We start from the raw sequence: 25,198 nt of genomic DNA, 5'->3' as shown, positions 1-25,198 counted from the left end.
CGATTGTTGCTGGTCACCGCCGCTGAGCGCCTCTCGTTTTCCGGGGGCGGGAGTCAGGCCGGACCCTCGCCGGGGGCGTCCCGGCCCTCCCGGGGGTGGACTGCGGTGGCCAGGGCGGCGATCCCGGTGGGGCCGATGCGGCAGCAGCCGCCGATGAGGCGGGCGCCGGCGCGGTGCCAGGCGCGGGTGGGCCAGGGGGCCGGGGTCTCGGGGGTGTGCCAGGTGAGGGTGGCGGCGTCCCAGACGGAGCCGTCGTTGGGGTAGGCCAGGAGCGGCTTGCGGGTGGTGGCGGCGGCCGCTTCGAGGGCGGGCAGGACCTCGGCCGGGTCACAGCAGTTGACGCCGAGCGCGATGATCTCCGGGGCGTCCGCGGCGAGGGCGAAGGCCGCGCGCAGGGGCGCGCCGGAGCGGGTGCGGCCGTCCGCCACGGTGTAGCCGAGCCAGGCCCGGGCGCCGGTTTCCGCGAGGACGGCGAGCACGGCCTCGGCCTCGTCCGGGTCGGGGAGGGTCTCCACGGCGAGGACGTCGGGGCCGGCGTCGAGCAGGGCCTCGATGCGGGGGCGGTGGAAGGCGGTGAGCTCGCGCACGCTCAGGCCGTACCGGCCGCGGTACTCGGAGCCGTCCGCGAGCACCGCCCCGTACGGGCCCACCGAGGCGGCCACCCACACGTCGTGGTCGGCGGCCTCGGCCGCGCGGGCGGCGAGGGCGACGCTGCGGTGCAGCAGGGCGGTGGTCGCGGCGCGGTCGTACCCGTGGGCGGCGAAGGCCCCGTAGCCGACCTGGTAGCCGGCGGTGGTCAGCACCTCGGCGCCGGCCCGCGCGTACGCCGTGTGGGCGGCCTCCACCTGGTCGGGCCGCTCGGCGAGCACCCGGCCCGTCCAGAGGCCGCCGGACAGGTCGCAGCCCTGGTCGGCGAGCTGGTTGCTCAGACCGCCGTCCAGGATCACGGTCCTGCGGCCGAGGGCCTCGGCGAGCGGGCCGGACGCGCGTGGCACGGGGCTGCTCCTACCGACCGAGCTGGGAGAGCACCTGGGCGGAGATCAGCTCCAGGTGGTCCAGGTCGTCGAGGTCGAGCAGCTGGAGGTAGACGCGGGAGGAACCGGCGGCCGCGTAGGCGCCGATCCTCTCGACGACCTCGGCCGGGGAGCCGGCCAGGCCGTTGGCCTTGAGCTCGTCCACGTCCCGGCCGATGGCGGCGGCCCGGCGGGCCACCTCCGCGTCGTCCTTGCCCACGCACACGACGAGGGCGTTGGAGTAGACGAGGTCGTCGGGCTTGCGGCCGGCCTCCTCGGCCGCCTCCCGGACGCGGCCGAACTGCCGCTCGCTGTCGGCGACCGACGCGAACGGCATGTTGAACTCGGACGCGTAGCGCGCGGCGAGCCGCGGGGTGCGCTTGGCGCCGTGGCCGCCGATGAGGACGGGGACCTTGGCCTGCGCGGGCTTGGGCAGCGCGGGCGAGTTCTCCACCTGGTAGTGGCGGCCCGCGAAGTCGAAGGTGGCGCCGGGCTCGGTGGCCCACATTCCGGTGACGATGGCCAGCTGTTCCTCCAGCCGGGACATCCGGTCCGCGGGGAAGGGGATCCCGTAGGCCTTGTGCTCCTCCTCGAACCAGCCCGCGCCCAGGCCCAGTTCGACGCGGCCGCCGGACATCTGGTCCACCTGCGCCACCTGGATGGCGAGGACGCCGGGCAGCCGGAAGGTGCCGGCGGTCATCAGCGTGCCCAGCCGGATCCGCTTGGTCTCTCGGGCCAGGCCGGCGAGGGTGATCCAGGCGTCGGTGGGGCCGGGCAGGCCGTCGGCGGAACCCATCTTCAGATAGTGGTCGGAGCGGAAGAAGGCGTCGAAGCCCAGGTCCTCGGTGGCCTTGGCGACGGTCAGGAGGGTGTCGTAGCTCGCACCCTGCTGCGGCTCGGTGAAAATGCGCAGATCCATGTACCCATCCTGCCCTTCCCGCCCCGGCAGGGTGAATCTGCGTCAACCGGACGGTCCACCCGGGACGCCGCCAGTGACCGGCCCGGATGGGGATCGTTTCCTCGGACGGAGCCGGACCGCCCGGCCCGCGCGCCGGCGGACTCCCGCCGGTGCGTCCACCGCCCCCTTCCGCCTTGGAAGGGCCAGGGCCGAGGAGGCCGCCATGTCCCACGAGGCCGTGCCGGAGACCCCCCGACAGACCGGACCGAACGGACCGGCCGGACAGGCAGCACAGGAGTACGCACACCAGGCGCCCGCGGTACCCGCCCAGGGCGGCGGCGCGCCGAAGGGCCTGCTCCAGCAGATGGAAGAGCTGATGGCGGCGCTGAACGCCGACCTCTCCCAGCTCGACGCCGATCTCCAGTCCTCCACGGACCGCACCGCCGAGGGCGGGAGCCCGTCCTACCGGGCGTCCTGACCGTGCGGGTCCCGCCGCGCACGGCGGGACCCCACTCGCCTCACCCGCGCCGCCGGAGGCGTCCCCTCAGGCCACGCCCGAGGCGGATCCCCGCTCGCGGACCACCATGCGGCGCAGGATCGCCCGTACCCTGTCGCTCGACTCGTCAGCCGCGTCGATCGACTCTATGCACTGCCAGTACAGGGTCTCGTCGTCCGTCCCGCAGGCCACCCCGACCAGGGCTATCCCCACTTCGCCCAGCAGCGCCTGAAGCCCGAGCAGCGCCTGGCGGACATCCGAGACCGCGCCCAGCTGCGCCGCCCGCGCCGGATACTCGGGCGCGCTGCCCTCGCCGCGCAGGGCGGCTCTGTCGATCACCCCGCATCCTCTGCCTCCCGCTTCCCCCAGTCCCCGTGCCTCCGATCTCAGCTCCGGCGGTCCGGTGACCGCCAGCCAGCTCCCGATCCCCTGCGCGAGCGCCTGGGCCTGCCAGGCCTCGCCCACGATGTCCCACGCAGCCCCACTCTGTGCCAGCGCGTGCCGGCCGGCCGCGATGAGCCGTACCGCATCCATATGCCGTCCCCCGTCCGCACGACATCCCGCCGTCCTCACCACTACCCAGAGTGAGGGCAACAAGCCAGTAAAGCCAGGGGTATTCGGAAAATGTGGACACAAACGTGATTGTGGATGAGTCCATCACTCCGAAGAGTGACGATTCGGTGTCGGTGTACCGGTCACAGGGAAGCGGAGTTCGTTCCTCTCGATCTTCGCGGCGAGCGCATCCAGCACATCCACCCCGAGGACCTCACAGAACTGCAGCAGATACGCGAGCACGTCGGCCACCTCATCGGCCACGCGGTGGGCGGTTTCCGGCTTCTCCATGACCTTCGCCGACTGTTCCGGTGTCAGCCACTGGAAGATCTCGACCAGTTCGGCCGCCTCCACGCTCAGCGCCACGGCCAGGTTCTTGGGTGTGTGGTACGGCTCCCAGCCGCGGGCGGCCGCGAACTCCGCGAGCCGGCGCTGCAATCGGTCCAGCCGTTCGTCGGGACGCCGCTCGGGACGCGGCTCCTGGGTCTCGTTCATGCCGTCAGGTCTACCATCGCGACGCCCGGGAGGCGGCGGGCGGCCGCCGCGGTGTCCTCCCCCACCGCCGCCACCAGCCGGATGTGGCCGCGCGCCCCGGACAGCAGGGCGAGGCGCAGCAGCTCGGCGCTCTGGCGCCGGTCCAGGCCGCGGTCGAAGCCGTCGGCCAGCACGGTCAGGGCCTGCTGGGCGGAGAGCAGTTCGGCGGCCGGATCCATGGCCAGCACTCCCGGGCCGGTCAGCAGGACCAGTGCCAGTGCGAGGAAGCGCAGTTCGCCCGCGCCGAGGCGGGCCAGTTCCGTGGCGGGCCGGGCGGGGCCGCGGTCCAGTACGGCCGTGACCGCTCCGCCGCCCGCGGGGGCCCGTACGTCGAGGCCGGCGACGGGCCCGGCGCAGCCGGTGCGGGCCGCTCCGGCCAGCATCGCGTGGCGGGTGCCGCATTCGTGGCGGGTCCGGCGCAGTACGTCGGCCAGGTTGGCGCAGTCGCCGAGCAGCCGGCCCTCCCCGGGCGGGACGGCGGCGCGCATCCGGTCCGGGCGGGGGTCGCAGGGGAACACCGAGCGCAGGGCCACCACGACCTGCTCGGCGGCGGCCAGGACCTGTCGCTGGCCGGCCGTGGAGCCGGCGACGCGCAGCGGGAGGAGGGCGGTGCCGAGCCGGTCGTCGGGCAGCGGGGCCCGGGTGACGCCGATGGCACCGCCGGTCAGCCAGGCGGCCTGAACGGAGCGCCGGCCGGGGTCGCGCAGGGCGGTGGCGAGCAGGATCTGCCCGTCCTGCGAGAGCCGTTCGCCGACGATCCGCAGCGCGGGCTCGGCCTGGACGGCGAGGTCGAGCCGGACCGGGCCGGCGGGGCCGTCGACCGTGCAGCCGAGGCGGAACCCGCGCCGCCGCTGGGCGTCGGGTACGGCCAGGTCGGGGATGCGGGCGCGCGGGTCCGGGAAGGCCTCCGCCAGGGTGGCGCCGCAACCCAGCCCCGCCAGGGCCTCGTAGGCGGCCAGGGCCTGGGACTTGCCGCTGCCGCTCGGCCCGGCGAAGAGGGTGACGGGTCCGAGCGGGAAGGCCGCCGCCCGGTGCGGCCCGAAGGCGGAGAGCCGCAGCTCGGTGACCACGGGCCGCCGGTGCGGCGGCTGCCGCGCGGGCTCGGCGCGCGTCGGCGCGGCCTGCGCGGGAACGGTGGGGGTGTGGGCCGAATCGCCGTGGGCCGGAGCGCCCGCGGCTAACGCGGCGTCGGGGCCGGCGTCGGGTTCGGTGTCGGGGGCGAGTGCGGCGGGGGCGGGGCCCACCGCCGCGTCCAAGGTGGCGTCCATGCGCGGGACGGTACGGGCCGCCGGACCCCCCGTGGACCCGGCGAACCGTTCCCTCGCGGGGACCTTCCTACGATCGGGGGACGGCCGCGGCCGCGATCCCCTCGACCTCGGTCCCCACCGGCGCCAGCAGGAAGACGTTCCGGTCCACCCGGTGCATCCCGCTGCCCAGCCCGAAGACCACGCCGCTGCTGAAGTCCAGGATGCGCTTGGCCACTTCGCTGTCCGCGCCGGTGAGGTCGAGCAGCACCGGGATCTGCGCGATCAGGTACTCCGCCACCTCCCGCGCGTCCGCGAAGATCTGAACTCTGATCACCACGAAGCGCCGCTGCTCCGCCACCGACGCTCCGGGCGCCTTGGGAATCGTGCGGTGGTCCACCCGGGAGGGCCATTCGTTGCGACTGCGCAGGGGGACCACCTGCGCGAGCCCCTCCCACTGTTCGTCGGTGACGTCGTACCTGCTCACCGGGCCGCCTCGGCCGCGCGCTTCTTGTGCATCCCCCCATCCTCTCGTGTTTCACCCGTTCAGCCCAACAGCGACACGAACCACGCCGGGTACTCTCGCAGCCCAAGATGAGTTAGGTTAGGCATGCCTAACTTACTCGGACGATGGAGAGATCCGCATGCGCATGTCCGGTGCCCCCGCCACCCCGGCCACCCGGCCCACCGACGCCGAGCGAATCCGGTCGATCCTGACCGCCGCCCACTCCATGACGCTCATCACCGACGAACGGCGCACCGAGGTCCGCCACCTCGACGGCAGCGACCCGATGGGCCGGCTGCACCTGCACCCCGCCGAACCGGGCGGCGACGACGAGTACCGGCCCACGATCCGGCTGGAATTCACCGACATCGCCCCCACCCCCGTACGCGACCGGGTGCGCGCCCGCGTCACCGTGCTGGGCCGCCTGCTCACCCCGTACTCGGACGAGGCCGCCGACTCCACCTGCGTGGAGTTCGGCCAGGCCGTCCTGGAAACCGAGCACGGCCTCGCGTACGTCGGCCTCGAGGAGCTGGAGGCCGCCCGCCCCGACCCTCTCGCCCCGTACGAGGCGGGCATGCTCACGCACCTCCTCGACGACCACCACGACCTCGTCACCCTGCTGCTGCGCCTGGTCCGGCCGCTGCCCACCGCCACCGTCGTGCGCGCGCTCCCGGTCGCCATGGACCGGTACGGGATCACCCTGCGGCTGGAGGAGCGGCGCGGCCACCGGGACGTGACGCTGCCCTTCCCCTCCCCCCTCGACGACGTCGAGCAGTCCGGTACGCAGATCCAGGCGCTCTTCGCCGCCGCCCGCCGGAGCTCGCACCGCAACACCCTGCCCGCGTGAGGGAATAGGGTCCGGCGGGGCCCTGTTGCGAATGATCATGAAGGCCATCACGTACAGCGCATACGGAACTGCCCCGGACCTCACGCTCGTTGACGTACCCAAGCCGAAGGTGGGACCGGGCGAGGTCCTCGTCCGCGTCAAGGCCGCCGGGGTCAATCCGGTGGACTGGAAGCTCGCCGCCGGATACCTCGACCCGATCCTCGAAGTCCGCTACCCCGTCATACCCGGCTGGGACGTCGCCGGGATCGTCGAGGAGGTCGGCCCGGACACCTTCGACTACGCCGTGGGCGACGAGGTGTACGGCTACGTCCGCAAGGAGTGGGTGGAGCTCGGTACCTACGCCGAACTGGTCACCGCCCCCGTCCGCACCCTCGCCCGCAAGCCCCGCGCGCTGAGCTTCGAGCAGGCCGCGGGGATCCCGCTGGCCGGCCTCACGGCCTACCAGTCCCTCACCCGTGTGGACGTCAAGGCCGGCGAGACCGTCGTCATCCACTCCGCGGCGGGCGGCACGGGCTCCTTCGGCGTGCAGATCGCCGTCGCGCTCGGCCTGCGGGTCATCGGCACGGCCGGCGCGCACAACCACGACTACCTGCGCGGGCTCGGCGCCGAACCGGTGCTGTACGGGGAGGGCCTGGCGGACCGGATCCGCGAGCTGGCGCCCGAAGGCGTCGACGCGGCCCTGGACTTCTACGGGGACGACGTCGTGGAGACCCTGCAGTCCCTGGTCAAGGAGCGCGGCCGGGTCGTCTCCATCGCCGACTACCAGGCGGCCGCCAAGGGCGCCCACCAGCTGTGGGTGCGCCCCGACACGGCCGACCTGACCTTCCTCGCGGAACTGGCCGACGCGGGCGGCCTCACCGTCAACGTCGAGCACGCGCTGCCGCTCGCCGAGGCGGCCAGGGCCTGGGAGCTGAGCGCCGCGGGCCGCACGCGCGGCAAGATCGTCCTGACGGTCTGACGGTCTGACACGAGGGCCGGCAGGGGCGGGGCACGGTCCCGCCCCGATGGCCGGCGGTCCGGACGGACCCGGACCGTCGGGGGGCGGTCCGGGTCCGTCCGGACCGCCCCCGGCCTCAGGACGTGATCGGCCGCAGGTCTGCGCCCAGCGGCGGCCCGATCGCCCTGAGCGCCCCGGGCGTGCGGCCCTCGCCCCAGCCGATCTCCCGCCGGTAGCTGCCGAGCAGGCCGCGGTCCGCCAGGCCCGCCTCGTCCCGTACGGCCGGGTCGTCCCCCGCCGGGCGGGTCAGCGGCGAGACGAACAGCGCGTCCGCCGGGCAGTTGGCCTCGCACAGGAAGCAGGTCTGGCAGTCCTCCTGCCGGGCGAGCAGCGGGATCCCCCCGGGCCCGCGCTCGAAGACGTCCGTCGGGCACACCTCGATGCACTTGTCGCAGGTGATGCACCGCTCCTGCGAGACCAGTTCGATCACGCCGCCACCCCCGTGCCCGCCGGGGCCGCGGGCCGGGTCCACACCCGGTCCAGGCCGCCCACCAGGATCCGGTGGTGCAGGGCCGGGTCCTGCCGCGGATGGTCCAGGCGCTTGGCCATCCCCCGGGTCTCGGGCCGGGCGAGGGCGGCCGCGTACATCCACCGCGCGTGCGCCGTCATCGCCGCCGCCTGCCGGGCCCTGACCAGCTCCGCGCCCTCGCCGTGGAGCGTGGCCCGCAGCTGCGACCAGGCCGAATCCAGGGTCCGCAGCGAGGCGGCGAGGACGTCACCGCGGCGCAGGTAGTTCTTGTCGTACGGGAGCACCTCAGCCTGTACGAGTTCCACGGCGGCGCGGTGCCCGCCCGGCTCGGCCCGGTGTCCCGTCGGGCGCAGCCCGGCTCCGCCGGCGCCGGTGACGGGGCGGCGGGCGGCCCGTTCCGCACCGAGGGACAGGGCGTGCGCGGCGGCGCCCCGGCCGGCCCAGCTGCCGGAGGAGACGGCCCAGGCGGCGTTGTGGCTGCCGCCTCCGGTGAAGCCGCCGCAGATCTCCTCGCGGGTGGCCGCGTCCCCGGCGGCGTACAGGCCCGGGACGCCGGTGGCGCAGTCGTCGCCGGTGATCCGGATGCCGCCGGTGCCGCGGACCGTGCCCTCGGCGAGCAGGGTCACGGCGAAACGGTCGGTGAAGGGGTCGATGCCGAGCCGGTCGAAGGTCAGGAAGAAGTTGGGCTGGGCCAGGCGCATGGCGGCCCGGGCCGGCTCGTCGGCGCGGTCGAGGCGCGCGTACACGCGGGCGCCCGTGAGGAGTTCGCGGGCGATCGCCGAGCGGCCGCCCTGGCTGGCCGCGCCCTCCAGCACGCTGCCGTCCTCCTGGTAGAAGGTGGCGAAGGAGTAGAAGGCCGTCTTGGTCACCGAAGTACCCTCGGGGGCGATCCCGTAGGCGTTGGAGAACTCCATTCCGGAGAGCTCCGCCCCGGCCTCGGCGGCGAAGAGCGCGCCGTCGCCGGTGTTGGTGTTGGTGCCGAGCGCCCCGCTGAGGAAGGCGCAGCCGCCGGTGGCGAGGACCACGGCGCCGGCCCGGACCCGGTAGTGCTCCCGGGCCTGGCGGCGGTAGCCGGCGGCGCCCGCGACGGCGCCGTCCGCGTCGGTGAGCAGTTCGGTGACGGGGCTGTGGTCGAGGACGTGGACCCCGGCGCGGCGGATCCGGATGCGCATCCGCCGCATGTACTCGGGGCCTTGGAGGCCGTTGCGGAGCGGCCGGCCGTCGGGCCCGGTGGGGAAGGGGTAGCGGCCCTCGGTGGCCAGCTCGTTCATCCGGTCGTACGTCTCGTCGAGGACGCGGGCCATCCAGCGCCGGTCGGCCAGGTAGCCGCCGAGGCCCTCGCGGGAGGCCATGGCCGCCTCGCGGGCGGCGGGCTCGGGCGGCACGTACCAGACGCCGGTGCCGCCGGCGGCCGTGGCGCCGCTCGTGCCGCAGTAGCCCTTGTCCGCGAGGACGACCCGGGCCCCGGCCCGGGCCGCCTTGAGGGCGGCCCAGGTGGCGGCCGGTCCGCCGCCGACGACGAGGACGTCGGTGACGTGATCGGTCATGCGCTCCCCCTGGTGTGGCGGTTGGCCGGCCGGGCCAGGCCGTAGTTCTCACGGAGGGTGCGGCCGGTGTACTCGGTGCGGAACAGGCCGCGCCGCTGCAGGATCGGCACGACGTGGTCGACGAAGTCGGTCAGGCCGGTGGGCAGGACGGGCGCCATGATGTTGAAGCCGTCGGCGGCGCCCTGCGTGAACCATTCCTCCAGCTGGTCGGCGATCTGCTCGGGGGTGCCCGCGAAGGTGCGGTGGCCGCGGCCGGCGCCGAGGCGGGCGATCAGCTCGCGCAGGGTGAGGCCGTCGCGGCGGGCGAGCTCGGCGACGAGGGTGAAGCGGCTCTTGTTCCCGTTGACGTCCCGCTCCTCGGGCAGGTCGGGCAACGGGCCGTCGAGGGGCAGGCCCGTCAGGTCCACGTTGAGCATGCCGGAGAGCTGGGCGAGGCCGTACTCCGGCACCTGGAGGTCGGTGAGCTGCTGCTCCAGGGCCTTGGCCTCGGCCTCGGTGGAGCCGATGACCGGGGCGATGCCGGGCAGGACGAGCAGGTCGCCCTCGGTGCGGCCGTACTTGGCGAGGCGGGACTTGAGGTCCTTGTAGAAGGTCTGGCCGTCCGCGAGGGTCTGCTGGGCGGTGAAGACGGCCTCGGCGTACTGGGCGGCGAACTCCTTGCCGTCCTCGGAGGAGCCGGCCTGCACGAGGAGCGGGTGGCCCTGGGGCGAGCGCGGGACGTTGAGCGGTCCGGCGACACCGAAGTACTCGCCGCGGTGGGCGGCGGGGTGGAGCTTGTCGGTGTCGGCGTAGACGCCGGCCTCCTTGTCGAGGACGATCGCGTCGTCCTCCCAGCTGTCCCAGAGCTTGGTGGCGACGTCGAGGAACTCGCGGGCGCGGTCGTAGCGGAGGTTGTGCGCCAGGTGCTCGTCGCGGTTGAAGTTGCGGGCCTCGTCGACGGTGCCGGAGGTGACGATGTTCCAGCCGGCGCGGCCACCGCTGATGTGGTCGAGGGATGCGAACTTCCGGGCGGTGTTGAAGGGCTCGTTGAAGGTGGTGGAGACGGTCGCGATCAGCCCGATGTGCTCGGTGACGGCGGCGATGGCGGACAGCAGGGTGAGCGGCTCGAAGCCGCCGAGGGCGTTGTAGCGGGCCTTGCCCCAGAGGGCGAGTCCGTCGGCGAAGAAGATGGAGTCGAGCCGTCCGCGCTCGGCGGTGCGGGCCAGTTCCTGGAAGTACCGCAGGTCGGTGACCCGTTCGGGGGTGCTGTCCGGGTGGCGCCAGGCGGCGTCGTGGTGCCCGGCGTTCATGAGGAAGGCGTTGAGGTGGAGGGTCCGGGGGGCGGTGGTCATGACTGTTCCTTGTGTGTCAGGTGGCGCGAAGCGGGGCGGGGCCGTCGGCCGTCAGGCGTCGGACGTCGGGGTCCGGGCACGGGCACGGGCCGTCAGGCCGGGACGCGCCAGGTGCTGAGGCGGCGTTCGATCGTGACCAGCAGCTGGTTGAAGGCCACGCCGATGGCGGAGATGGTGACGATGCCGGCGTACATCTGCGGGATCGCGAAGTTGAACTGCGAGGCGTTGATCAGATAGCCGAGGCCCGCCTTGGCGCCGATCATCTCGGCGGCCACCAGGACGAGGATGGAGACGGCGCCGGCCAGCCGGATTCCGGTGAAGATGGCCGGTACGGAGGCCGGCAGGATCACCTTCTGGAACAGGCGGGGCGTGGAGAGGTCCATCGACCGGGCGAGCCGGATCAGGGTGGGGTCGGCGTTGCGGACGGCGCTGATGGTGTTGAGCAGGACGGGCCAGAGGCAGGCGTAGACGACGATCGACACCTTCGAGGTCTCGCCGATGCCGAGGAGCAGGACGAACACCGGGAGCAGCGCGAGGGCCGCGGTGTTGCGGAAGACCTCCAGCAGCGGCCCGAGGAAATCGGCGAGCGGCCGGTACCAGCCGATGAGCAGGCCGAGCGGGACGGCGACGGCCACGGCGATGCCGAAGCCGCCGAAGGAGCGGATCAGGCTGGCCTGGGTGTGGTCGGCGAGCTGGCCGTCGCCGGCCAGCTCCCACCAGGCGACGGCCACCTCGCTGATGGGCGGCAGGAAGGTGGCGTCGACCAGGCCGGCGCGCGGGGCGAACTCCCAGAGGGCGACCAGCGCGAGGATCGCGGCGGTCCGGAGGGCGACGGCCTTCAGGGCGCGTACGACGGCGAGGGCGGCGGTCTTCGTCCGGACGGGGGCCGGGGCTGCGGGCGCGGCGGGTACCCGGGCCGGGCCGGGGGCGGCGTCGGCTTCGGCGTCGGCCAGGGCGTGGTCGGCTTCGGCCGGGGACTTGCCGGCCCGGGCTCCGCCGGGGGTGGTCCCGGAAGCGGCCGGGGCAGGCCCCGCCGGCGGGACCGACCCGGCCGGGGCGGGGGCGGTCCCCGCGTCCGGGGCGGACTCGGCAGGGGCCGGGGCGGGTGCCGGGGCCCGGGACGTGAAGGCGGGGGCCCCGTCGGGGGCGGTGGACCCGGCAGCGGCAACAGCGGTATCCGCGACGGGGGCGGACTCGGCCGGGGTGGTGAGGGCCGAGGCCGTCAGGGCGGTGGTGTCGGTTCCGGTGCTCATGCGGCTGCCCCCTCCTTCTCCAGTTGCTGCGCGCGGGCCACCTCGTCGTGGAGGAGGTTCCAGATCTCGTGCCGGTAGCGGGCGAACTCCGGGCTCGACCGCAGTGCCTCCCCCAGCAGTCCGTCGCGGTCGCCGAAGGAGACCGGGACGACCTCCTTGACCCGGCCGGGCCGGGAGGTCATGACGGCCACCCGCTGCCCGAGGTAGACGGCCTCCTCGATGCCGTGCGTGATGAAGACGACGGTCTTGCCGGTGCTCTGCCAGATGCGGCGCAGCTCGTCCTGGAGGGACTCGCGCGTCTGCGCGTCGAGCGCGGCGAACGGCTCGTCCATCAGCAGCACGTCCGGGTCGTACGCCAGCGCGCGGGCGATGGCGACGCGCTGGCGCATGCCGCCGGAGAGCTGGTGCGGGTGCCGGTCCTCGAAGCCGGTCAGTCCGACCAGGTCCAGGAACTCCTTGGCCCGGGCGGCGCGTTGCCGGCGCGGCACACCGGTGGCCTCCAGGCCGAACTCGACGTTGCCCTGGGCGGTGCGCCACGGCAGCAGCGCGTACTGCTGGAAGACGATGCCCCGGTCCAGGCCCGGCCCGGTGACCGGCTTGCCGTCGAGCAGGATCCGCCCGGCCGTCGGGGCCGCCAGGCCGCCGAGGAGGTCGAGGAGCGTGGACTTGCCGCAGCCGCTGGGGCCGACGACCACGAGGAACTCCCCGCTGCGGATCTCCAGGTCGATGCCGTCGAGGGCGGTGAAGTCCCCGAAGGTCTTGCGCACTCCCTCGAACACGATCTTCGTCATGGTGGCCGTCACCCCTTTCCGTATGCGTTGAACTCGTTGGTGTAGAGGTCGGACGGCTTGAACTGCCCCTGCTTGATGTCGCCCCGCTCGCCGAGCCAGTCGAGCCACAGCTGGAACTCCTGGTCGGGTATCCGGCCGCCCGTCTCGGCGATCCCGTACGAGCGCCAGTACTGCAGGGCGGTGGTGTCCTCGTTGCGGCCGCGCTTCTTGACGATCTCGGTCATCCGGGCGACGGCCTCCTCGCGCGGGGTGGTGCGGGACCACTCGATGGCCTTGGCCACGCCCGTCACGAAGGTCCGTACGGTGTCCGGGTTCTGCTTGATGAAGCGCTCGGTCATGATGTAGGTGCCCGCGCTGAACGGGCCGAGCAGTTCCACGTCGGTGAACAGCGGGCGGATGCCGCCGGAGGCGACGGCCTTGTCGCGCAGGATGCCCGTGAGCACCCCGACCTCGATCTGCTTCGCGCGCAGCGCCTGTTCGGTGTTGACGGGCGGTATCACCAGGGCCTCGACCTTGGCCGCGTCCGCCTTGGAGAGGCCGTTGCGGCTGAGGTAGGTGTCGAGCAGCGCCTGGTAGTGGGCGCCCAGGGTGTTCATGCCGACCTTCTTGCCGATCAGGTCCCGGGCGGAGCGGATCGGGCTGTCCTCCAGGACGAAGTAGCCGGCGTAGGAGTACTGGTCCGAGCCATAGGAGGAGATGACCGCCTTGATCGGCGCCTTGCCGGCGGCGAGCTTGATGACCGCGCCGTTGAAGGCGCTGCCGAAGTGGGTCTGGCCGGTGGCGGCGGACTGGATGTCCTGCGGGCCGCTGATGGTGTTGCCGACCCATTCGAGCGTGACGTCCTCGAAGTAGCCGAGGTCGGCGGCGAGTTCGGGGAGCGTGACCGCACCGACCGAGCCCTGGTACTTCAGGGTCTTGACCTGCGAGCCGGATCCGCCGCCCGTGGCGGTGGCCGTGCCGCAGCTCACCGCGGCCGCCGAGATGCCGAGCAGGGTCAGGAACTGGCGTCGGGAGGTGCGGGTCGAGGTGAATCCTGCGGGCATGGCGGGGGTCCTTGTCGGTGCGGTTGCGTGGTGGCGTGGTGTTACGGAGCGGTGGTGAGCGCGGCGGCGGCGACGGGCGCGGCACGCAGGGCCTCGGCGAACTCGTCGACCGCCTGGAAGAGGTCGAGCTCGGCCTCGGGCCGCAGCCGGTCGGGGCCGGAGCCGCGCTCGACGGAGGAGTCGAGGACGAACCGGCCGGCGGTGACGTGCCGGGCGCCGAGGGCGGCGAGCACGGGGCGCAGGGCGTAGTCGATGGTCAGGACGTGGGCGAGGCTGCCGCCGGTGGCCAGCGGGAGAATCGTTTTCCCGGCGAGGCCGTCCTGCGGGAGCAGGTCGAGGAAGGCCTTGAGCAGGCCGGTGTACGAGGCCTTGTAGACCGGGGTCGCGATGACCAGGCCGTCCGCCTCCGCCACGGCTTCGAGCGCCCGGCGGATCTCGGGCTCGCCACGGCGGGCGGCGAGCAGGTCGGCGGCGGGGAGCTCGCGCACGGCCAGGTGCGCGGTCCCGAAGCCGGAGTGGGACAGGCGGCGCAGCACGTGGTCGGCGACGACGGCGGTACGGGAGTGGGCGGAGGGGCTGCCGGTGATGGCGAGCAGGTGGGGCACGGGGGCTCCTTGGGTGACGTACGGGGAGCGGTCGGGGCGGGCGGTGCGGGCGGTGCGGGGCGGAACGGGGTCAGGCGGTGGAGGCGGAGGCTGTGGCGGTCAGGCTGCGGCGGAGGCGCCGGACGGGATGCCGAAGGCGGGGTCCGGGACGGTCTCCGGGCTGATCAGGCGGGAGGGCTCGCCGTCCGGACCGACCGGGACGTCGCCGTCGACGGTGACGCGGCGCAGGGTGCGCTCGTGGTCGTCGGAGTCGTCCACGCCGTAGTGCTGGGTGGCGCGGTTGTCCCAGATCGCGACGTCGCCGGCCTGCCACTGCCAGCGGACGGTGTTCTCGGGGCTCTCGATGTGCGACTGGAAGAGGTCCTGGAGGACGCGGGAGTCGCGGCCGGTGAGGCCGCTGATCCGCTGGACGAAGTTGCCGAGGAGCAGGGTGCGTTCGCCGGTCTCGGGGTGGACGCGGACCACCGGGTGCTCGGTGAGGAACTTGGTGGAGGTGAACACCTCGCGGTACTGGGCCAGGGCCTCGGGCAGGGCGTCGGGCTTCAGGGCGGCGTAGTCGTACTCGTTGGAGTGGACGGCGCGCAGGCCGTCGGCGAGGGCGCGGAGCGGCTCGGGAAGGTGGGCGTAGGCGGTGGCCGTGTTGGCCCAGAGGGTGTTGCCGCCGTACGGGGGGATCGTGACGGCGCGGAGGATGGAGAAGGCGGGGTAGGCGGGGACGAAGGTGACGTCGGTGTGCCATTGGTTGGCGCGGGCGCCGTGGTGGGAGTCGATGCCGAGGGCGTAACGGCCGTCCGCGGAGGGGACGGTGGGGTGCGCGACGGGCGCGCCGAGCAGCCCGGCGAAGGCCTCGTGGGAGGCCTCGTCGAGGTGGTCCTGGCCGCGGAAGAAGACGACCTTGTGCGCGAGGAGGGCGGCGCGGATCTCGGCGACGGTGCCGTCGGGCAGGTCGCCGCCGAGCCGTACGCCGCCGATCTCGGCGCCGATGCGGCCGCCGATCTTGGTGACGGTGACGGTGGGGGCGGGAAGGGTGGTGGCCATGGGAGCTCCCTGCTGAGGACTGGCTGCGGGCGGGCTGGTCGCCGCAGCGGCGGAAACGGAGTGGCGTGACGTGACGTGAGCGTGGTGCGGGCGGTACGGGTGCGGGCGCCGGCTCCCGAGGGCGCGGAGGCCCCTCGGGAGCCCGGCCGCCCCGCCGCCGGCCCCTCCGACGGCGGGGCCCCGGTCCGAGCGACCCCCGCACACGGAGCCCGCCCCGGGACGACACCCCGGGAGGACATCCCGGTGGGGCGAGCCCTCGGGGAGCCGTCCCGGCAGCCGGTGAGGCACCCCTGGTGGAGCCCCGGGCCGCCCGCGGGGTCCACCCCGAGGGAGATCCGTCCGGTGGGACACCCTGGCGGGGTGACCGTCCCGGCGAAGACCTCCGGTAGGGAGAGCCGTCGGGAGCCGCCCCACCGGCGGTCCCCGGCGGGGCGCACCGCGCCGGGCTCCCCCGGTGCGGCGTCACCACGGCGGGCCGCTCCGGTACGAGGCCACCCCTGGGGGCCTCGATGGAGCGCTCGCCGTGGGCACCCGCGGGTGCCCACGCGGGAACGGCTTCCCCGATCGGGGGCCACCCCCGGAACACCCGGACGCGAGGCCACCACCGGCGGGTTCCGGTGGGTGCACCCGCCCCTGGGCGGTACGGCGGGGACGGTGGCCTGGTTGAACACCGTCCCCGCCGCCCGGCGCGAGGCCGCGCCGGTGGGTTCCGGGGGTACTCGCCATAGGCGCCGTGCCTGGGCGGAACGGCCGGGACGGTGGCCCTGGTCGGGCACCGTTCCCGCCGGACCGTCCCGGCGCGGGGTCGTGCCGGTGAGTGGTCGTAGCGGAGCGGTGTCCCCTGGTGGGGGGCCGTCCCGGGCGGACCGCTCCGGTGCGGAGTCGTCTCGGTGGGTTCGGTGGGTGGTCGTGACGGAAGGCGTTCCCGGTGGGGTGCCGGTCCGGCATGGCGGGCCCGCCGGTGCGGAGCCGCCCTGGGGGACGTGCCCGTCGGTCGGCGGTGAGGGCCCCCGGCCGGGCGCCCCGGTCAGGGGCAGCGCGTCCCGGGACGTCCCCGGTCAGGGGCGCCGAGTCGGGGACCCTCCCGGGCACCGGTCCGGTGACGGGTCGTCCTGGGAAGGCGGTCCTGGTGGGCGCCGGCCCGGGAGAGCGCGCCCCGGGGGCCGACCCGTGGGAGCGGTCCGGGACGGTGCGTCCCGGGGGCCGGTCCGTGGAGGCGGTCCGGGAGGGCGCGGCCCGGGGGCGGCCCGCAGGGGCGGGGTCCGGGAGGGCGTGCGGGCGGGGGTCAGGCCGTGGGGGCCGGACAGCGGCCCGGACACTCGCCCGGCTCGGTACAGAGGCCGGGGGTGTGGAGCCGCGCGGCGAGAAGTTCGGTCGCGGACATGGCTCGGAGACTGTCAGCGCCCCCGCCGCCGGTCAACCCCCTCCCGCGGCTCCCCGGGGTGGCCGGAACGAGCCCCTCACCCGACTCCGTACACCTGCTGTGACCTGCGCGTTCCGCCGGTCCGGTAGATCGTCCGCACGACCGCCTGCGGCCGAAAACCCATGGCTGGATTTCACGACCCCGCAACGCAGCCGCCACGGTTGACCCTCGACCTGGTGGAGGGCGCAGAGTTCGGGGTGTGGAGAGCGAGATGCGCAGCATTGGCGAGATGGCCCGGGACAGCGGACTGAGTGTCAGCACCCTGCGGTTCTACGACGGGGCCGGCGTGCTGGTCCCGGCCTGGGTGGATCCGGTCAGCGGCTACCGCTGGTACGGCCCCGAACAGCTCGAGGAGGCCGGCCTGCTGGCCCGGCTGCGGCGGGCCGGCATGCCGTTGGCGGACATCCGGCTGGTGCTGGCCGGTTGGTCCGGTGCGGACACCGACCTGGTGCGGAAGCTGCTGGAGGCGCATCTGCGCCGTCTCGAACGGGGGCTGTCCGATGCCCGCAGCGCGTTCTCCACCGTCCGAGCGCTCCTCGACCGCAGGGAGAAAGACCCGATGACCGTGCTCCGCAACGCCGCCACCGCCGCAACCGCCGCCCCCGGCACCACCGGCGCCCCCGCCACCGTCCGGCCGGCGGTTTCCGCCGCCGCGCTGGCCGCCGCGCTGGACGCGGTCCGCTTCGCCGCCGGCACCGATCCGGAACTGCCGATGCTCGGCGGCGTCCTGTTCGACATCGAGGGCGACGCCCTCCGCGTCGTGGCCACCGACCGGTACCGGATGGCTGTCGCGCAGGCCGCCACCACCGGCTACGGCGGGCCCCGCGTGCAGGCCATCGTGCCGTCCCCGCTCGCCGACGCGATGCGGGCGCTGCTGACCGGCGACGCCCCGGTCCGGCTGGCCGTGGACGGGGACCGCGTGACCTTGGAGGCGGCGGACCGTCAGACGGGCGGCCGGTGCGTCGACCACGAGTTCCCCGACTACCGTCGCCTCGTCCGCCTGCCGGCAGGACGCCGCGCCCTCGTCGACGTCGCGGCTTTCCGGGAGGCGGTGGAGACCGGCCCCGTCCGTGCGGGCGAGGCGCTCGGGCAGGACGGCGGCGCCTGTGACCTCAGCGTGCTGAAGGTGACGGCCGACGGTGGGGTGACCGTCTGCGAGGACGGCGACGACGACCCGGACCGCGTCGCCGTCAACCGCGATTTCCTGCTGCACGCCCTCGCGGCCGGAGCCCGCGACCAGCTGGTCCTGGAGCTCGGCGCCCCCACCGCGCCCCTGGTGATCCGCCGGACCGACTCCGAGGACACGTTTTCGCTGCTGATGCCCGTCCGCCTGGAGGACTGACCACCCGCACCGCCCGGGCCGGACCGACCCCCGCGGCACGCCGGGACCGGCGCTTCTGTCGGAAGTCTTCAATCGGGCGGTCGCGGACGGTCGCGGGCGTGAGCGCACGGGCGGGCGTCCCGCACGGGAGAAGCCCGCGGCGGAGCGGGGCCGCCGCGAAGGAGCGCTCGCCCGTCCGTGGAGATCTCCGACGGATCGTGGTAACGCGCGCGGGTCCGGCCGGACCCTCCGGGGCGGCGGCAACGGTGCTGCTCAGCCCGCCAGTCAAGATCCTTGTCGGATCTCACGAGAGGGCGAGATCACACCGGACGGTATGGTGCGCCTTAAGCGCCCGCCCCTAGCATTCGAGCCATGACGGTCCTGCCTGACGACGGGCTCTCCCTGGCCGCCGAGTTCCCTGACGCGACGCATGAGCAGTGGCAGCGCCTTGTAGAAGGCGTACTGCGCAAGTCGGGCAAGGAAGCCTCCGGCGAGGCCGCAGAAGATGCGTTGTCCACCCCTCTCGAGGACGGGCTCACCACCCGCCCGCTCTACAGCGCGCCGCCCGACGGGACGGCTCCAGACACCGGTTTGCCCGGCTTCGCCCCCTTCGTACGCGGAGGCAAGCCGGAGGGCACCACCGCGAACGGCTGGGACGTGCGCCAGCGCCTCGCGGGCACCGATCCGGTGCGCGTGAACGAAGCGGCTCTCGCCGACCTGGAGAACGGGGTCACCTCCCTCTGGTTCACCGTGGGTCGGGGCGGCCTCCCGGTCGACGGCCTCGCGCGGGCGCTGGAGGGGGTCTACCTGGACCTCGCCCCGGTCTCCCTCGACGCGGGAGCCCAATACGCCGAAGCCGCACGCGCGTTGCTGCACCTGTTCACCGAGAGCGCGGTGGCCCCCGAGGCCGCGCGGGCCTCGCTGGGCGCCGACCCGCTGGGCCACGAGGCCCGGACCGGGGAAGCGCTGGACCCGGCCGCCGCCGTGGAGCTGGCCCGGGAGGCCGCCGCCGGCTGGCCCGGGGTGCGCGCCCTGACCGTGGACGCCCTGCCGTACCACGAGGCCGGCGGCAGCGCCGCCGAGGAGCTGGGCCTGTCCCTGGCCACGGGCGTCGCCTACCTCCGTACCCTCACCGAGGCCGGACTGAGCACCGAAGCCGCGCTCGGGCAGCTGGAGTTCCGCTACACCGCCACCGCGGACCAGTTCCTCACCATCGCCAAGCTGCGCGCCGCGCGCCGGCTGTGGGCCCGTATCGCCGAGGCCTCGGGGGCCCCGGAGGCGGGTGCCCAGCTCCAGCACGCGGTGACCTCGCCGGTGATGATGACCCGCCGCGACCCCTGGGTGAACATGCTGCGCACCACCGTGGCCTGCATGGCCGCGGGTGTGGGCGGCGCCGACTCGGTCACCGTGCTCCCCTTCGACCACGAGCTGGGCCTGCCGGACGCCTTCGCGCGCCGGATCGCCCGCAACACCTCCACCATCCTGCTGGAGGAGTCGCACCTGGCCCGGGTGATCGACCCGGCCGGCGGCTCGTACTATGTGGAGCGGCTGACGGACGAACTGGCGCACGCGGCCTGGGAGTTCTTCCGGACCGTGGAGAAGGCCGGCGGCCAGGCCGCCGCCCTGCGCTCCGGGCTGGTCGCCGAGCGGCTGGCCGCCACCTGGGCCGAGCGCTCCAAGAAGCTGGCCAAGCGCCGCGAACCCATCACCGGCGTCAGCGAGTTCCCGCTGCTGTCGGAGAAGCCCGTCGTCCGCGAGCCCGCGCCCGCCGGACCCGCCGGCGGACTGCCGCGCGTCCGGCGCGACGAGGCGTACGAGGCCCTGCGCGCCCGCAGCGACGCGCACCTGGCGGCGACCGGCGCCCGGCCGAGGATCTTCCTCGCCGCGCTGGGCCCGGCGGCCGCGCACACCGCGCGCGCCACCTTCGCCGCGAACCTCTTCATGGCGGGCGGTGTCGAGCCCGTGCACGATCCGGTGTCGGTGGACCCGGCGACGGCCGCCGAGGCCTACGCCGCGAGCGGCGCCGACGGCATGGCCGTGCTCTGCTCCAGCGACGCGCTGTACGAGGAGCAGGCCGCGGCGGTGTCCGAGGCGCTGCGCGCGGCGGGCGCCACGACCGTCTTCCTCGCCGGCCGGCCGGGCACCGCAGAGGCTTCCGTGGACGAGTACGTCTTCGCCGGCTGTGACGCCGTCGCCGTACTGTCCTCCGTACTCGACCGGATGGGAGTGCCGTCTTGAGCATCCCCGATTTCTCCGAGCTGGCGCTCGGCTCCTCCGCCGCCGGGGCCTCCGAGGAGCAGTGGCGCGCCTCGGTGAAGGAGTCCACCGGCACCGCGGCCGCCGACCTGCTGTGGGAGACCCCCGAGGGCATCGGGGTCAAGCCGCTCTACACCGGGCGGGACCTGGAGGGCCTGGACTTCCTGCAGACGTACCCGGGCGTGGCCCCGTACCTGCGCGGCCCGTACCCGACGATGTACGTGAACCAGCCCTGGACGATCCGGCAGTACGCCGGCTTCTCCACGGCCGAGGAGTCGAACGCCTTCTACCGGCGCAACCTGGCGTCCGGTCAGAAGGGCCTGTCGGTGGCCTTCGACCTGCCGACGCACCGCGGCTACGACAGCGACCACCCGCGCGTGACGGGCGACGTCGGCATGGCGGGCGTGGCGATCGACTCGATCTACGACATGCGGCAGCTGTTCGACGGGATCCCGCTGGACAAGATGTCGGTGTCGATGACGATGAACGGCGCGGTGCTGCCCGTCCTCGCGCTGTACATCGTGGCGGCGGAGGAGCAGGGCGTCTCCCCCGACAAGCTCGCCGGGACCATCCAGAACGACATCCTCAAGGAGTTCATGGTCCGCAACACCTACATCTACCCGCCCAAGCCCTCGATGCGGATCATCTCCGACATCTTCTCGTTCACCTCGCAGAAGATGCCGCGGTACAACTCGATCTCCATCTCCGGCTACCACATCCAGGAGGCCGGGGCCACGGCCGACCTGGAGCTGGCGTACACCCTCGCCGACGGCGTGGAGTACCTGCGGGCGGGTCAGGCGGTCGGACTGGACGTGGACGCCTTCGCGCCGCGCCTGTCCTTCTTCTGGGCGATCGGCATGAACTTCTTCATGGAGGTCGCGAAGCTGCGCGCGGCCCGCCTGCTGTGGGCGCGCCTGGTCAAGCAGTTCGACCCGAAGAACGCCAAGTCCCTTTCGCTGCGCACGCATTCGCAGACCTCGGGCTGGTCGCTGACCGCGCAGGACGTCTTCAACAACGTGACGCGCACCTGCATCGAGGCGATGGCCGCGACCCAGGGCCACACCCAGTCGCTGCACACCAACGCCCTCGACGAGGCGCTCGCGCTGCCGACGGACTTCTCGGCGCGCATCGCCCGCAACACCCAGCTGCTGCTGCAGCAGGAGTCGGGGACCTGCCGGTCCATCGACCCGTGGGGCGGCAGCGCGTACGTCGAGAAGCTGACGTACGACCTGGCGCGGCGGGCGTGGCAGCACATCGAGGAGGTCGAGGCGGCCGGCGGCATGGCGCAGGCCATCGACGCGGGCATCCCGAAGCTGCGCGTGGAGGAGGCCGCGGCCCGGACGCAGGCGCGCATCGACTCGGGCCGCCAGCCGGTGATCGGCGTCAACAAGTACCGCGTGGAGAACGACGAGGCGATCGACGTCCTGAAGGTCGACAACTCCTCGGTGCGCAGCCAGCAGATCGCCAAGCTGCGGCGGCTGCGCGAGGAGCGCGACGAGGCGGTCACCCAGGACACCCTGCGGGCGCTGACCAACGCGGCCGAGCGCGGGGACGGGAACCTGCTGGCCCTCGCCGTGGACGCGGCGCGCGCCAAGGCCACGGTGGGTGAGATCTCGGACGCACTGGAGAAGGTGTACGGGCGGCACGCGAGCCAGATCCGTACGATCTCGGGTGTGTACCGCACCGAGGCAGGCGAGTCCCCGTCCCTGGAGCGCACGCGTGCGCTCATCGACCGGTTCGAGGAGGCGGAGGGCCGCCGTCCGCGCATCCTGGTCTGCAAGATGGGCCAGGACGGGCACGACCGCGGTCAGAAGGTGATCGCGTCCGCCTTCGCCGACCTGGGCTTCGACGTGGACGTCGGCCCGCTGTTCCAGACCCCGGCGGAGGTGGCCCGCCAGGCCGTCGAGGCGGACGTCCACGTGGTGGGCGTCTCGTCGCTGGCGGCCGGCCACCTGACCCTCGTACCGGCGCTGCGCGAGCAGTTGGCGGAGGAGGGCCGCGAGGACATCATGATCGTCGTGGGCGGGGTGATCCCGCCGGCGGACGTCCCGACGCTGCTGGAGATGGGCGCGACGGCCGTGTTCCCGCCCGGCACGGTGATCCCGGACGCGGCCCACGACCTGGTGTCGCGGCTGGCCGCGGACCTGGGCCACGAGCTGTAGGCGGCCGCCGGTGCCGAAGATCGACATCGAGGCCTATGCGAAGGGGGTGCTCGACGGGAAGCGCGCGTTCATCGCCCGCGCGATCACCCTCGTCGAGTCCACCCTGCCCGCGCACCGGGTGCTGGCGCAGGGGCTGTTGACGGAGCTGCTGCCGCATGCCGGCCGGGCCCGCCGGATCGGCATCAGCGGTGTCCCGGGGGTGGGCAAGTCCACCTTCATCGACGCGTTCGGCACCATGCTGACGGGTCTGGGCCACCGGGTCGCGGTCCTCGCGGTGGACCCGTCGTCCACGCGTACGGGCGGCTCCATCCTGGGTGACAAGACCCGGATGGAGCGGCTGTCGGTGGACCCGGCGGCGTTCGTACGGCCGTCCCCCTCGGCGGGAACGCTGGGCGGGGTCGCCAAGGCCACCCGCGAGTCGATGATCGTGATGGAGGCGGCGGGCTACGACGTGGTCCTCGTCGAGACGGTCGGCGTGGGCCAGTCGGAGACCACGGTGGCGGGCATGGTCGACTCCTTCCTGCTGCTCTCCCTGGCCCGTACGGGCGACCAGTTGCAGGGCATCAAGAAGGGCGTCCTGGAACTGGCCGACGTACTGGCGGTCAACAAGGCGGACGGCCCGCACGAGCGCGACGCGAAGGCGGCGGCGCGGGAACTGTCGGGCGCGCTGCGGCTGATGCACCCGGTCGACGCGGCCTGGACGCCGCCGGTCCTGACGTGCAGTGCGCGGGAGTCCGCCGGGCTGGACGAGGTGTGGAACCGCCTCGAACAGCACCGGACCCTGCTGGACGCGGGGGGCCGGCTGGCGGCGAAGCGGGCTGCGCAGCAGGTGGAGTGGACGTGGTCGATGGTCCGCGAGGAGTTGCTGGAGCGGTTGCGGGCCGATCCCGCCGTGCGGGATGTCTCCCCGGGCCTGGAGGCCTCGGTCCGGGCGGGCACGGTCACGGCCACGTCTGCGGCGGATCAGATCCTGGCGGCGTTCGGCCGCGGCTGACGTGGCGCGTGCGGCGCCGTTGCGGGGGCTCCGCCCCCGGACCCCCGGTCCTCAAACGCCGGACGGGCTGAAAGATCGCCTCAAACGCCGGCGGGGCTGGATTTGCCCGGCGTCGTTCTGCAAGCGCTCGAGGGGCTGGAGTGCGCGGAGCGCAATTCCAGCCCCGCCGGCGTTTGAGGCGCGGGGTTCGGGGCGGAGCCCCGGTCTTTCAGCCTCGCCGGCGATTGAGGCGCGGGGTCTGGGGCGGAGCCCCGGGAGGCGGGCGTGGTCGAGGGTTAGACCTCGGCCAGGATCGGGCTCGACGCGTTGAGCGCGAGGCGCAGGACGCGGGTCTGTTCCACCGGGTTGTCGGTGGCGAGCAGGGCGGAGACGACCGCGATGCGGGCCTGGCCGGCGCGGAGGGTGCCCGTCGGGACGGCTCCGGCGGCCACCAGGTCCACCGCGCCGCCGTGCGTGTAGATCTCGGTGACCGGCCCTGCCATGACCCGCGTGCTCAGCGCGACCAGGACGCCCCGCCCGACGGCGACCTTGACCGCGTCCACGATCTCCGGGGTGGCGTTGCCCGCGCCGGTGCCGACGAGGACGATGCCGCGCGCGCCCGCCTCGACGGCGGCGTTCAGCAGGAGCGGGTCGCCGTCGGCGTGGTGGACCACGACGTCCACGCGCGGCGGGAGTTCCGGCATCGCCGGGAGCGGGAGCGGCGCCGGGCGCTGCGGGGTGCGCAGGATGGTGACCTTGCCGAAGCCGATCTTCCCGAGCAGTTCCTTCGAGGGGTCCGCGAACGCGTCCAGCTCCACGGCCTGGGTCTTCACGGTGCCCCGCGCGGCGTGGACCCGCCCGGCGAAGGCGATCAGCACGCCGAGGCCGCGGGTGTTCGCGGCGGTGAGCAGGGCGTCGTAGAGGTTGCCCGGGCCGTCCCCGTCGGCGGTGCCCATGGGTCGCTGCGATCCGGTGAACACGACGGAGCGCGGGTCGTGGTGGTGGAGGTCGACCAGGAACGCCGACTCCTCCAGGGTGTCGGTGCCGTGCGTGACGACGATGCCGTCCACGTCGGGGTCGGCGAGCACCTCGTGCACGGTGCGCAGCAGGGTGAGCTGGTGGGCGGTGGTGAGCCGGGGGCTGTTCACGCTGAACAGGTCCACGACCTCGACCGTGACGCCCTCGGGCAGCGGCGCGGTCGCGATGACCTCGCTCCCGTCGGCGTCCGCGGCGAAGCCGGAGCCCTGCCAGCGGCTGGCTATCGTTCCGCCGGTGCTGATGACGACGATCCGTCCCATTGGCCGTGGCCGCCCTTCTCGTACTCACGCATGGTCACTCGCACATATGTGCTCAAAGCAGCAATGATAGAGCGATCTACGCGCAATGTGATTGCGTCTTCCACCCGGCCTCTAACACAGCGTGGGTGATAATTGCGCCATGGATGCCATTGACAGGGATATCTTGCGCGAGCTCCAGGCCGACGGCCGCCTCAGCAACCAGGAGCTCGCCCAGCGCGTGGGGCTGACCCCCTCCCCCTGCATGCGCCGGGTGCGCCAGCTGGAACAGGACGGGGTGATCCAGGGCTACCGCGCCGTGATCTCCCCCGAGGCGGTGGGCCGGGGCTTCGAGGTGCTCGTCTCGATCGAGGTGCGCCGCGACCGCGAGGCGGTCGAGGCCTTCGAGGCGGCCCTCCAGGACATTCCCGACGTCATCGAGGCCTACCGCCTCTTCGGCAGCCCCGGCTGCCTGCTGCGGATCGCCGTGGCGGACCTGCGCGCGTACGAGCGGCTGTGGATCGAGAAGCTGACGGCCCTGTCCGGCATCACCGAGGTCAACTCGCAGATCATCATGAAGCGCATCAAGGAACCGAACGGCCTGCCCGTCGACTTCCGCTGACACC

23 protein-coding genes are annotated in these 25,198 nt (G+C 73.8%); 8 read left to right on the top strand and 15 right to left on the bottom strand.

Translation table 11 applies throughout. The annotated features are described in order from the left end of the window. Nucleotides 1–53: 53 nt before the first annotated feature. Together mmuM and AB0D29_RS22885 are read right to left on the bottom strand one after the other, a co-directional pair. Nucleotides 54–995, bottom strand: a complete 942-nt coding sequence (mmuM, locus tag AB0D29_RS22890) for a homocysteine S-methyltransferase (protein ID WP_362856636.1) — start codon at nucleotides 993–995, stop codon at nucleotides 54–56. 10 nt (nucleotides 996–1,005) lie between these two features. After that, a complete protein-coding gene (locus tag AB0D29_RS22885) occupies nucleotides 1,006–1,932 on the bottom strand; it encodes an LLM class F420-dependent oxidoreductase (RefSeq protein ID WP_362856635.1) in 927 nt (308 codons plus the stop codon). 202 nt (nucleotides 1,933–2,134) lie between these two features. On the opposite strand from AB0D29_RS22885, the gene AB0D29_RS22880 reads away from it, so the two are divergent. Further along, the gene (locus tag AB0D29_RS22880) at nucleotides 2,135–2,389 is read left to right on the top strand and encodes a hypothetical protein (RefSeq protein WP_362856805.1); all 255 of its coding nucleotides are present in this window, start codon (nucleotides 2,135–2,137) and stop codon (nucleotides 2,387–2,389) included. A 66-nt stretch (nucleotides 2,390–2,455) separates the two neighbouring features. Here the strand turns inward: AB0D29_RS22880 and AB0D29_RS22875 are convergent, their stop codons facing one another. From AB0D29_RS22875 to AB0D29_RS22860, 4 genes are all read right to left on the bottom strand, one after another. Beyond that, on the bottom strand, nucleotides 2,456–2,941 hold the full coding sequence (locus AB0D29_RS22875; protein WP_362856633.1) for a DUF6099 family protein: 486 nt from the start codon (nucleotides 2,939–2,941) through the stop codon (nucleotides 2,456–2,458). 123 nt (nucleotides 2,942–3,064) lie between these two features. After that, nucleotides 3,065–3,454, bottom strand: a complete 390-nt coding sequence (locus AB0D29_RS22870; RefSeq protein WP_362856631.1) for a nucleotide pyrophosphohydrolase — start codon at nucleotides 3,452–3,454, stop codon at nucleotides 3,065–3,067. Beyond that, nucleotides 3,451–4,761, bottom strand: a complete 1,311-nt coding sequence (locus AB0D29_RS22865; protein WP_362856630.1) for an ATP-binding protein — start codon at nucleotides 4,759–4,761, stop codon at nucleotides 3,451–3,453. Before AB0D29_RS22865 ends, AB0D29_RS22870 begins: the two co-directional genes overlap by 4 nt. Before the next feature lie 67 nt (nucleotides 4,762–4,828). Then, a complete protein-coding gene (locus tag AB0D29_RS22860) occupies nucleotides 4,829–5,224 on the bottom strand; it encodes a cell division protein SepF (RefSeq protein WP_030721444.1) in 396 nt (131 codons plus the stop codon). 157 nt (nucleotides 5,225–5,381) lie between these two features. On the opposite strand from AB0D29_RS22860, the gene AB0D29_RS22855 reads away from it, so the two are divergent. Next, a complete protein-coding gene (locus AB0D29_RS22855) occupies nucleotides 5,382–6,089 on the top strand; it encodes a DUF2470 domain-containing protein (protein ID WP_362856628.1) in 708 nt (235 codons plus the stop codon). Nucleotides 6,090–6,126: 37 nt separating this feature from the next. Continuing rightward, nucleotides 6,127–7,047: an NADP-dependent oxidoreductase gene (locus AB0D29_RS22850; RefSeq protein ID WP_362856792.1), complete on the top strand. Its 921-nt coding sequence runs from the start codon at nucleotides 6,127–6,129 to the stop codon at nucleotides 7,045–7,047. Nucleotides 7,048–7,162: 115 nt separating this feature from the next. Here AB0D29_RS22850 and AB0D29_RS22845 read toward each other — a convergent pair whose 3' ends face one another. The 8 genes from AB0D29_RS22845 to AB0D29_RS22810 all read right to left on the bottom strand — a co-directional run bounded on the left by AB0D29_RS22845 (nucleotide 7,163) and on the right by AB0D29_RS22810 (nucleotide 15,163). Beyond that, entirely contained in the window at nucleotides 7,163–7,516 is a 354-nt protein-coding gene (locus AB0D29_RS22845) for a ferredoxin family protein (protein WP_362856626.1), read from the bottom strand. Then, nucleotides 7,513–9,102, bottom strand: coding sequence for an FAD-binding protein (locus AB0D29_RS22840; RefSeq protein ID WP_362856625.1), 1,590 nt, complete (start codon nucleotides 9,100–9,102; stop codon nucleotides 7,513–7,515). Before AB0D29_RS22840 ends, AB0D29_RS22845 begins: the two co-directional genes overlap by 4 nt. Beyond that, entirely contained in the window at nucleotides 9,099–10,433 is a 1,335-nt protein-coding gene (locus tag AB0D29_RS22835) for an LLM class flavin-dependent oxidoreductase (RefSeq protein WP_362856624.1), read from the bottom strand. Before AB0D29_RS22835 ends, AB0D29_RS22840 begins: the two co-directional genes overlap by 4 nt. A gap of 92 nt (nucleotides 10,434–10,525) precedes the next feature. Next, nucleotides 10,526–11,686 (bottom strand): ABC transporter permease, encoded by a 1,161-nt coding sequence (locus AB0D29_RS22830; protein WP_362856622.1) that lies wholly within the window; start codon nucleotides 11,684–11,686, stop codon nucleotides 10,526–10,528. Beyond that, the gene (locus AB0D29_RS22825) at nucleotides 11,683–12,477 is read right to left on the bottom strand and encodes an ABC transporter ATP-binding protein (RefSeq protein ID WP_362856621.1); all 795 of its coding nucleotides are present in this window, start codon (nucleotides 12,475–12,477) and stop codon (nucleotides 11,683–11,685) included. Before AB0D29_RS22825 ends, AB0D29_RS22830 begins: the two co-directional genes overlap by 4 nt. Before the next feature lie 8 nt (nucleotides 12,478–12,485). Next, the gene (locus AB0D29_RS22820) at nucleotides 12,486–13,520 is read right to left on the bottom strand and encodes an ABC transporter substrate-binding protein (RefSeq protein ID WP_362856619.1); all 1,035 of its coding nucleotides are present in this window, start codon (nucleotides 13,518–13,520) and stop codon (nucleotides 12,486–12,488) included. Between the two features lie 41 nt (nucleotides 13,521–13,561). Continuing rightward, nucleotides 13,562–14,125 (bottom strand): NADPH-dependent FMN reductase, encoded by a 564-nt coding sequence (ssuE, locus tag AB0D29_RS22815; RefSeq protein ID WP_362856617.1) that lies wholly within the window; start codon nucleotides 14,123–14,125, stop codon nucleotides 13,562–13,564. Nucleotides 14,126–14,224: 99 nt separating this feature from the next. After that, nucleotides 14,225–15,163, bottom strand: coding sequence for a TauD/TfdA family dioxygenase (locus AB0D29_RS22810; protein WP_362856616.1), 939 nt, complete (start codon nucleotides 15,161–15,163; stop codon nucleotides 14,225–14,227). A 1,634-nt stretch (nucleotides 15,164–16,797) separates the two neighbouring features. On the opposite strand from AB0D29_RS22810, the gene AB0D29_RS22805 reads away from it, so the two are divergent. The 4 genes from AB0D29_RS22805 (at nucleotide 16,798) to meaB (ending at nucleotide 23,319) form a co-directional block, all read left to right on the top strand. Then, nucleotides 16,798–17,928: a MerR family transcriptional regulator gene (locus tag AB0D29_RS22805; RefSeq protein ID WP_362856615.1), complete on the top strand. Its 1,131-nt coding sequence runs from the start codon at nucleotides 16,798–16,800 to the stop codon at nucleotides 17,926–17,928. 351 nt (nucleotides 17,929–18,279) lie between these two features. Next, entirely contained in the window at nucleotides 18,280–20,145 is a 1,866-nt protein-coding gene (locus AB0D29_RS22800; protein ID WP_362856614.1) for a methylmalonyl-CoA mutase family protein, read from the top strand. Beyond that, complete coding sequence (gene scpA, locus AB0D29_RS22795; RefSeq protein ID WP_362856613.1) at nucleotides 20,142–22,325, top strand: methylmalonyl-CoA mutase; 2,184 nt, start codon at nucleotides 20,142–20,144, stop codon at nucleotides 22,323–22,325. The genes AB0D29_RS22800 and scpA overlap by 4 nt, the downstream gene beginning before the upstream one ends. Nucleotides 22,326–22,335: 10 nt before the next feature. After that, on the top strand, nucleotides 22,336–23,319 hold the full coding sequence (gene meaB / locus AB0D29_RS22790; RefSeq protein WP_362856612.1) for a methylmalonyl Co-A mutase-associated GTPase MeaB: 984 nt from the start codon (nucleotides 22,336–22,338) through the stop codon (nucleotides 23,317–23,319). A 275-nt stretch (nucleotides 23,320–23,594) separates the two neighbouring features. On the opposite strand, the gene AB0D29_RS22785 is transcribed toward meaB, so the two are convergent. Further along, nucleotides 23,595–24,596 carry an asparaginase gene (locus tag AB0D29_RS22785; RefSeq protein ID WP_362856611.1) on the bottom strand — a complete coding sequence of 334 codons (1,002 nt, stop codon included), beginning with the start codon at nucleotides 24,594–24,596 and terminating at the stop codon, nucleotides 23,595–23,597. Between the two features lie 139 nt (nucleotides 24,597–24,735). Between AB0D29_RS22785 and AB0D29_RS22780 the strand changes: the two genes are divergently transcribed. Further along, a complete protein-coding gene (locus AB0D29_RS22780) occupies nucleotides 24,736–25,194 on the top strand; it encodes an Lrp/AsnC family transcriptional regulator (RefSeq protein WP_030722766.1) in 459 nt (152 codons plus the stop codon). Nucleotides 25,195–25,198: the final 4 nt, after the last annotated feature.

It is taken from the genome of Streptomyces sp. NPDC048424 (assembly GCF_040651555.1).
In the GTDB taxonomy this organism is placed as follows: Bacteria; Actinomycetota; Actinomycetes; order Streptomycetales; family Streptomycetaceae; genus Streptomyces.
The sequence above is the reverse complement of the archived record's forward strand: the minus strand, read 5'-3'. Positions and strand labels throughout refer to the sequence as shown.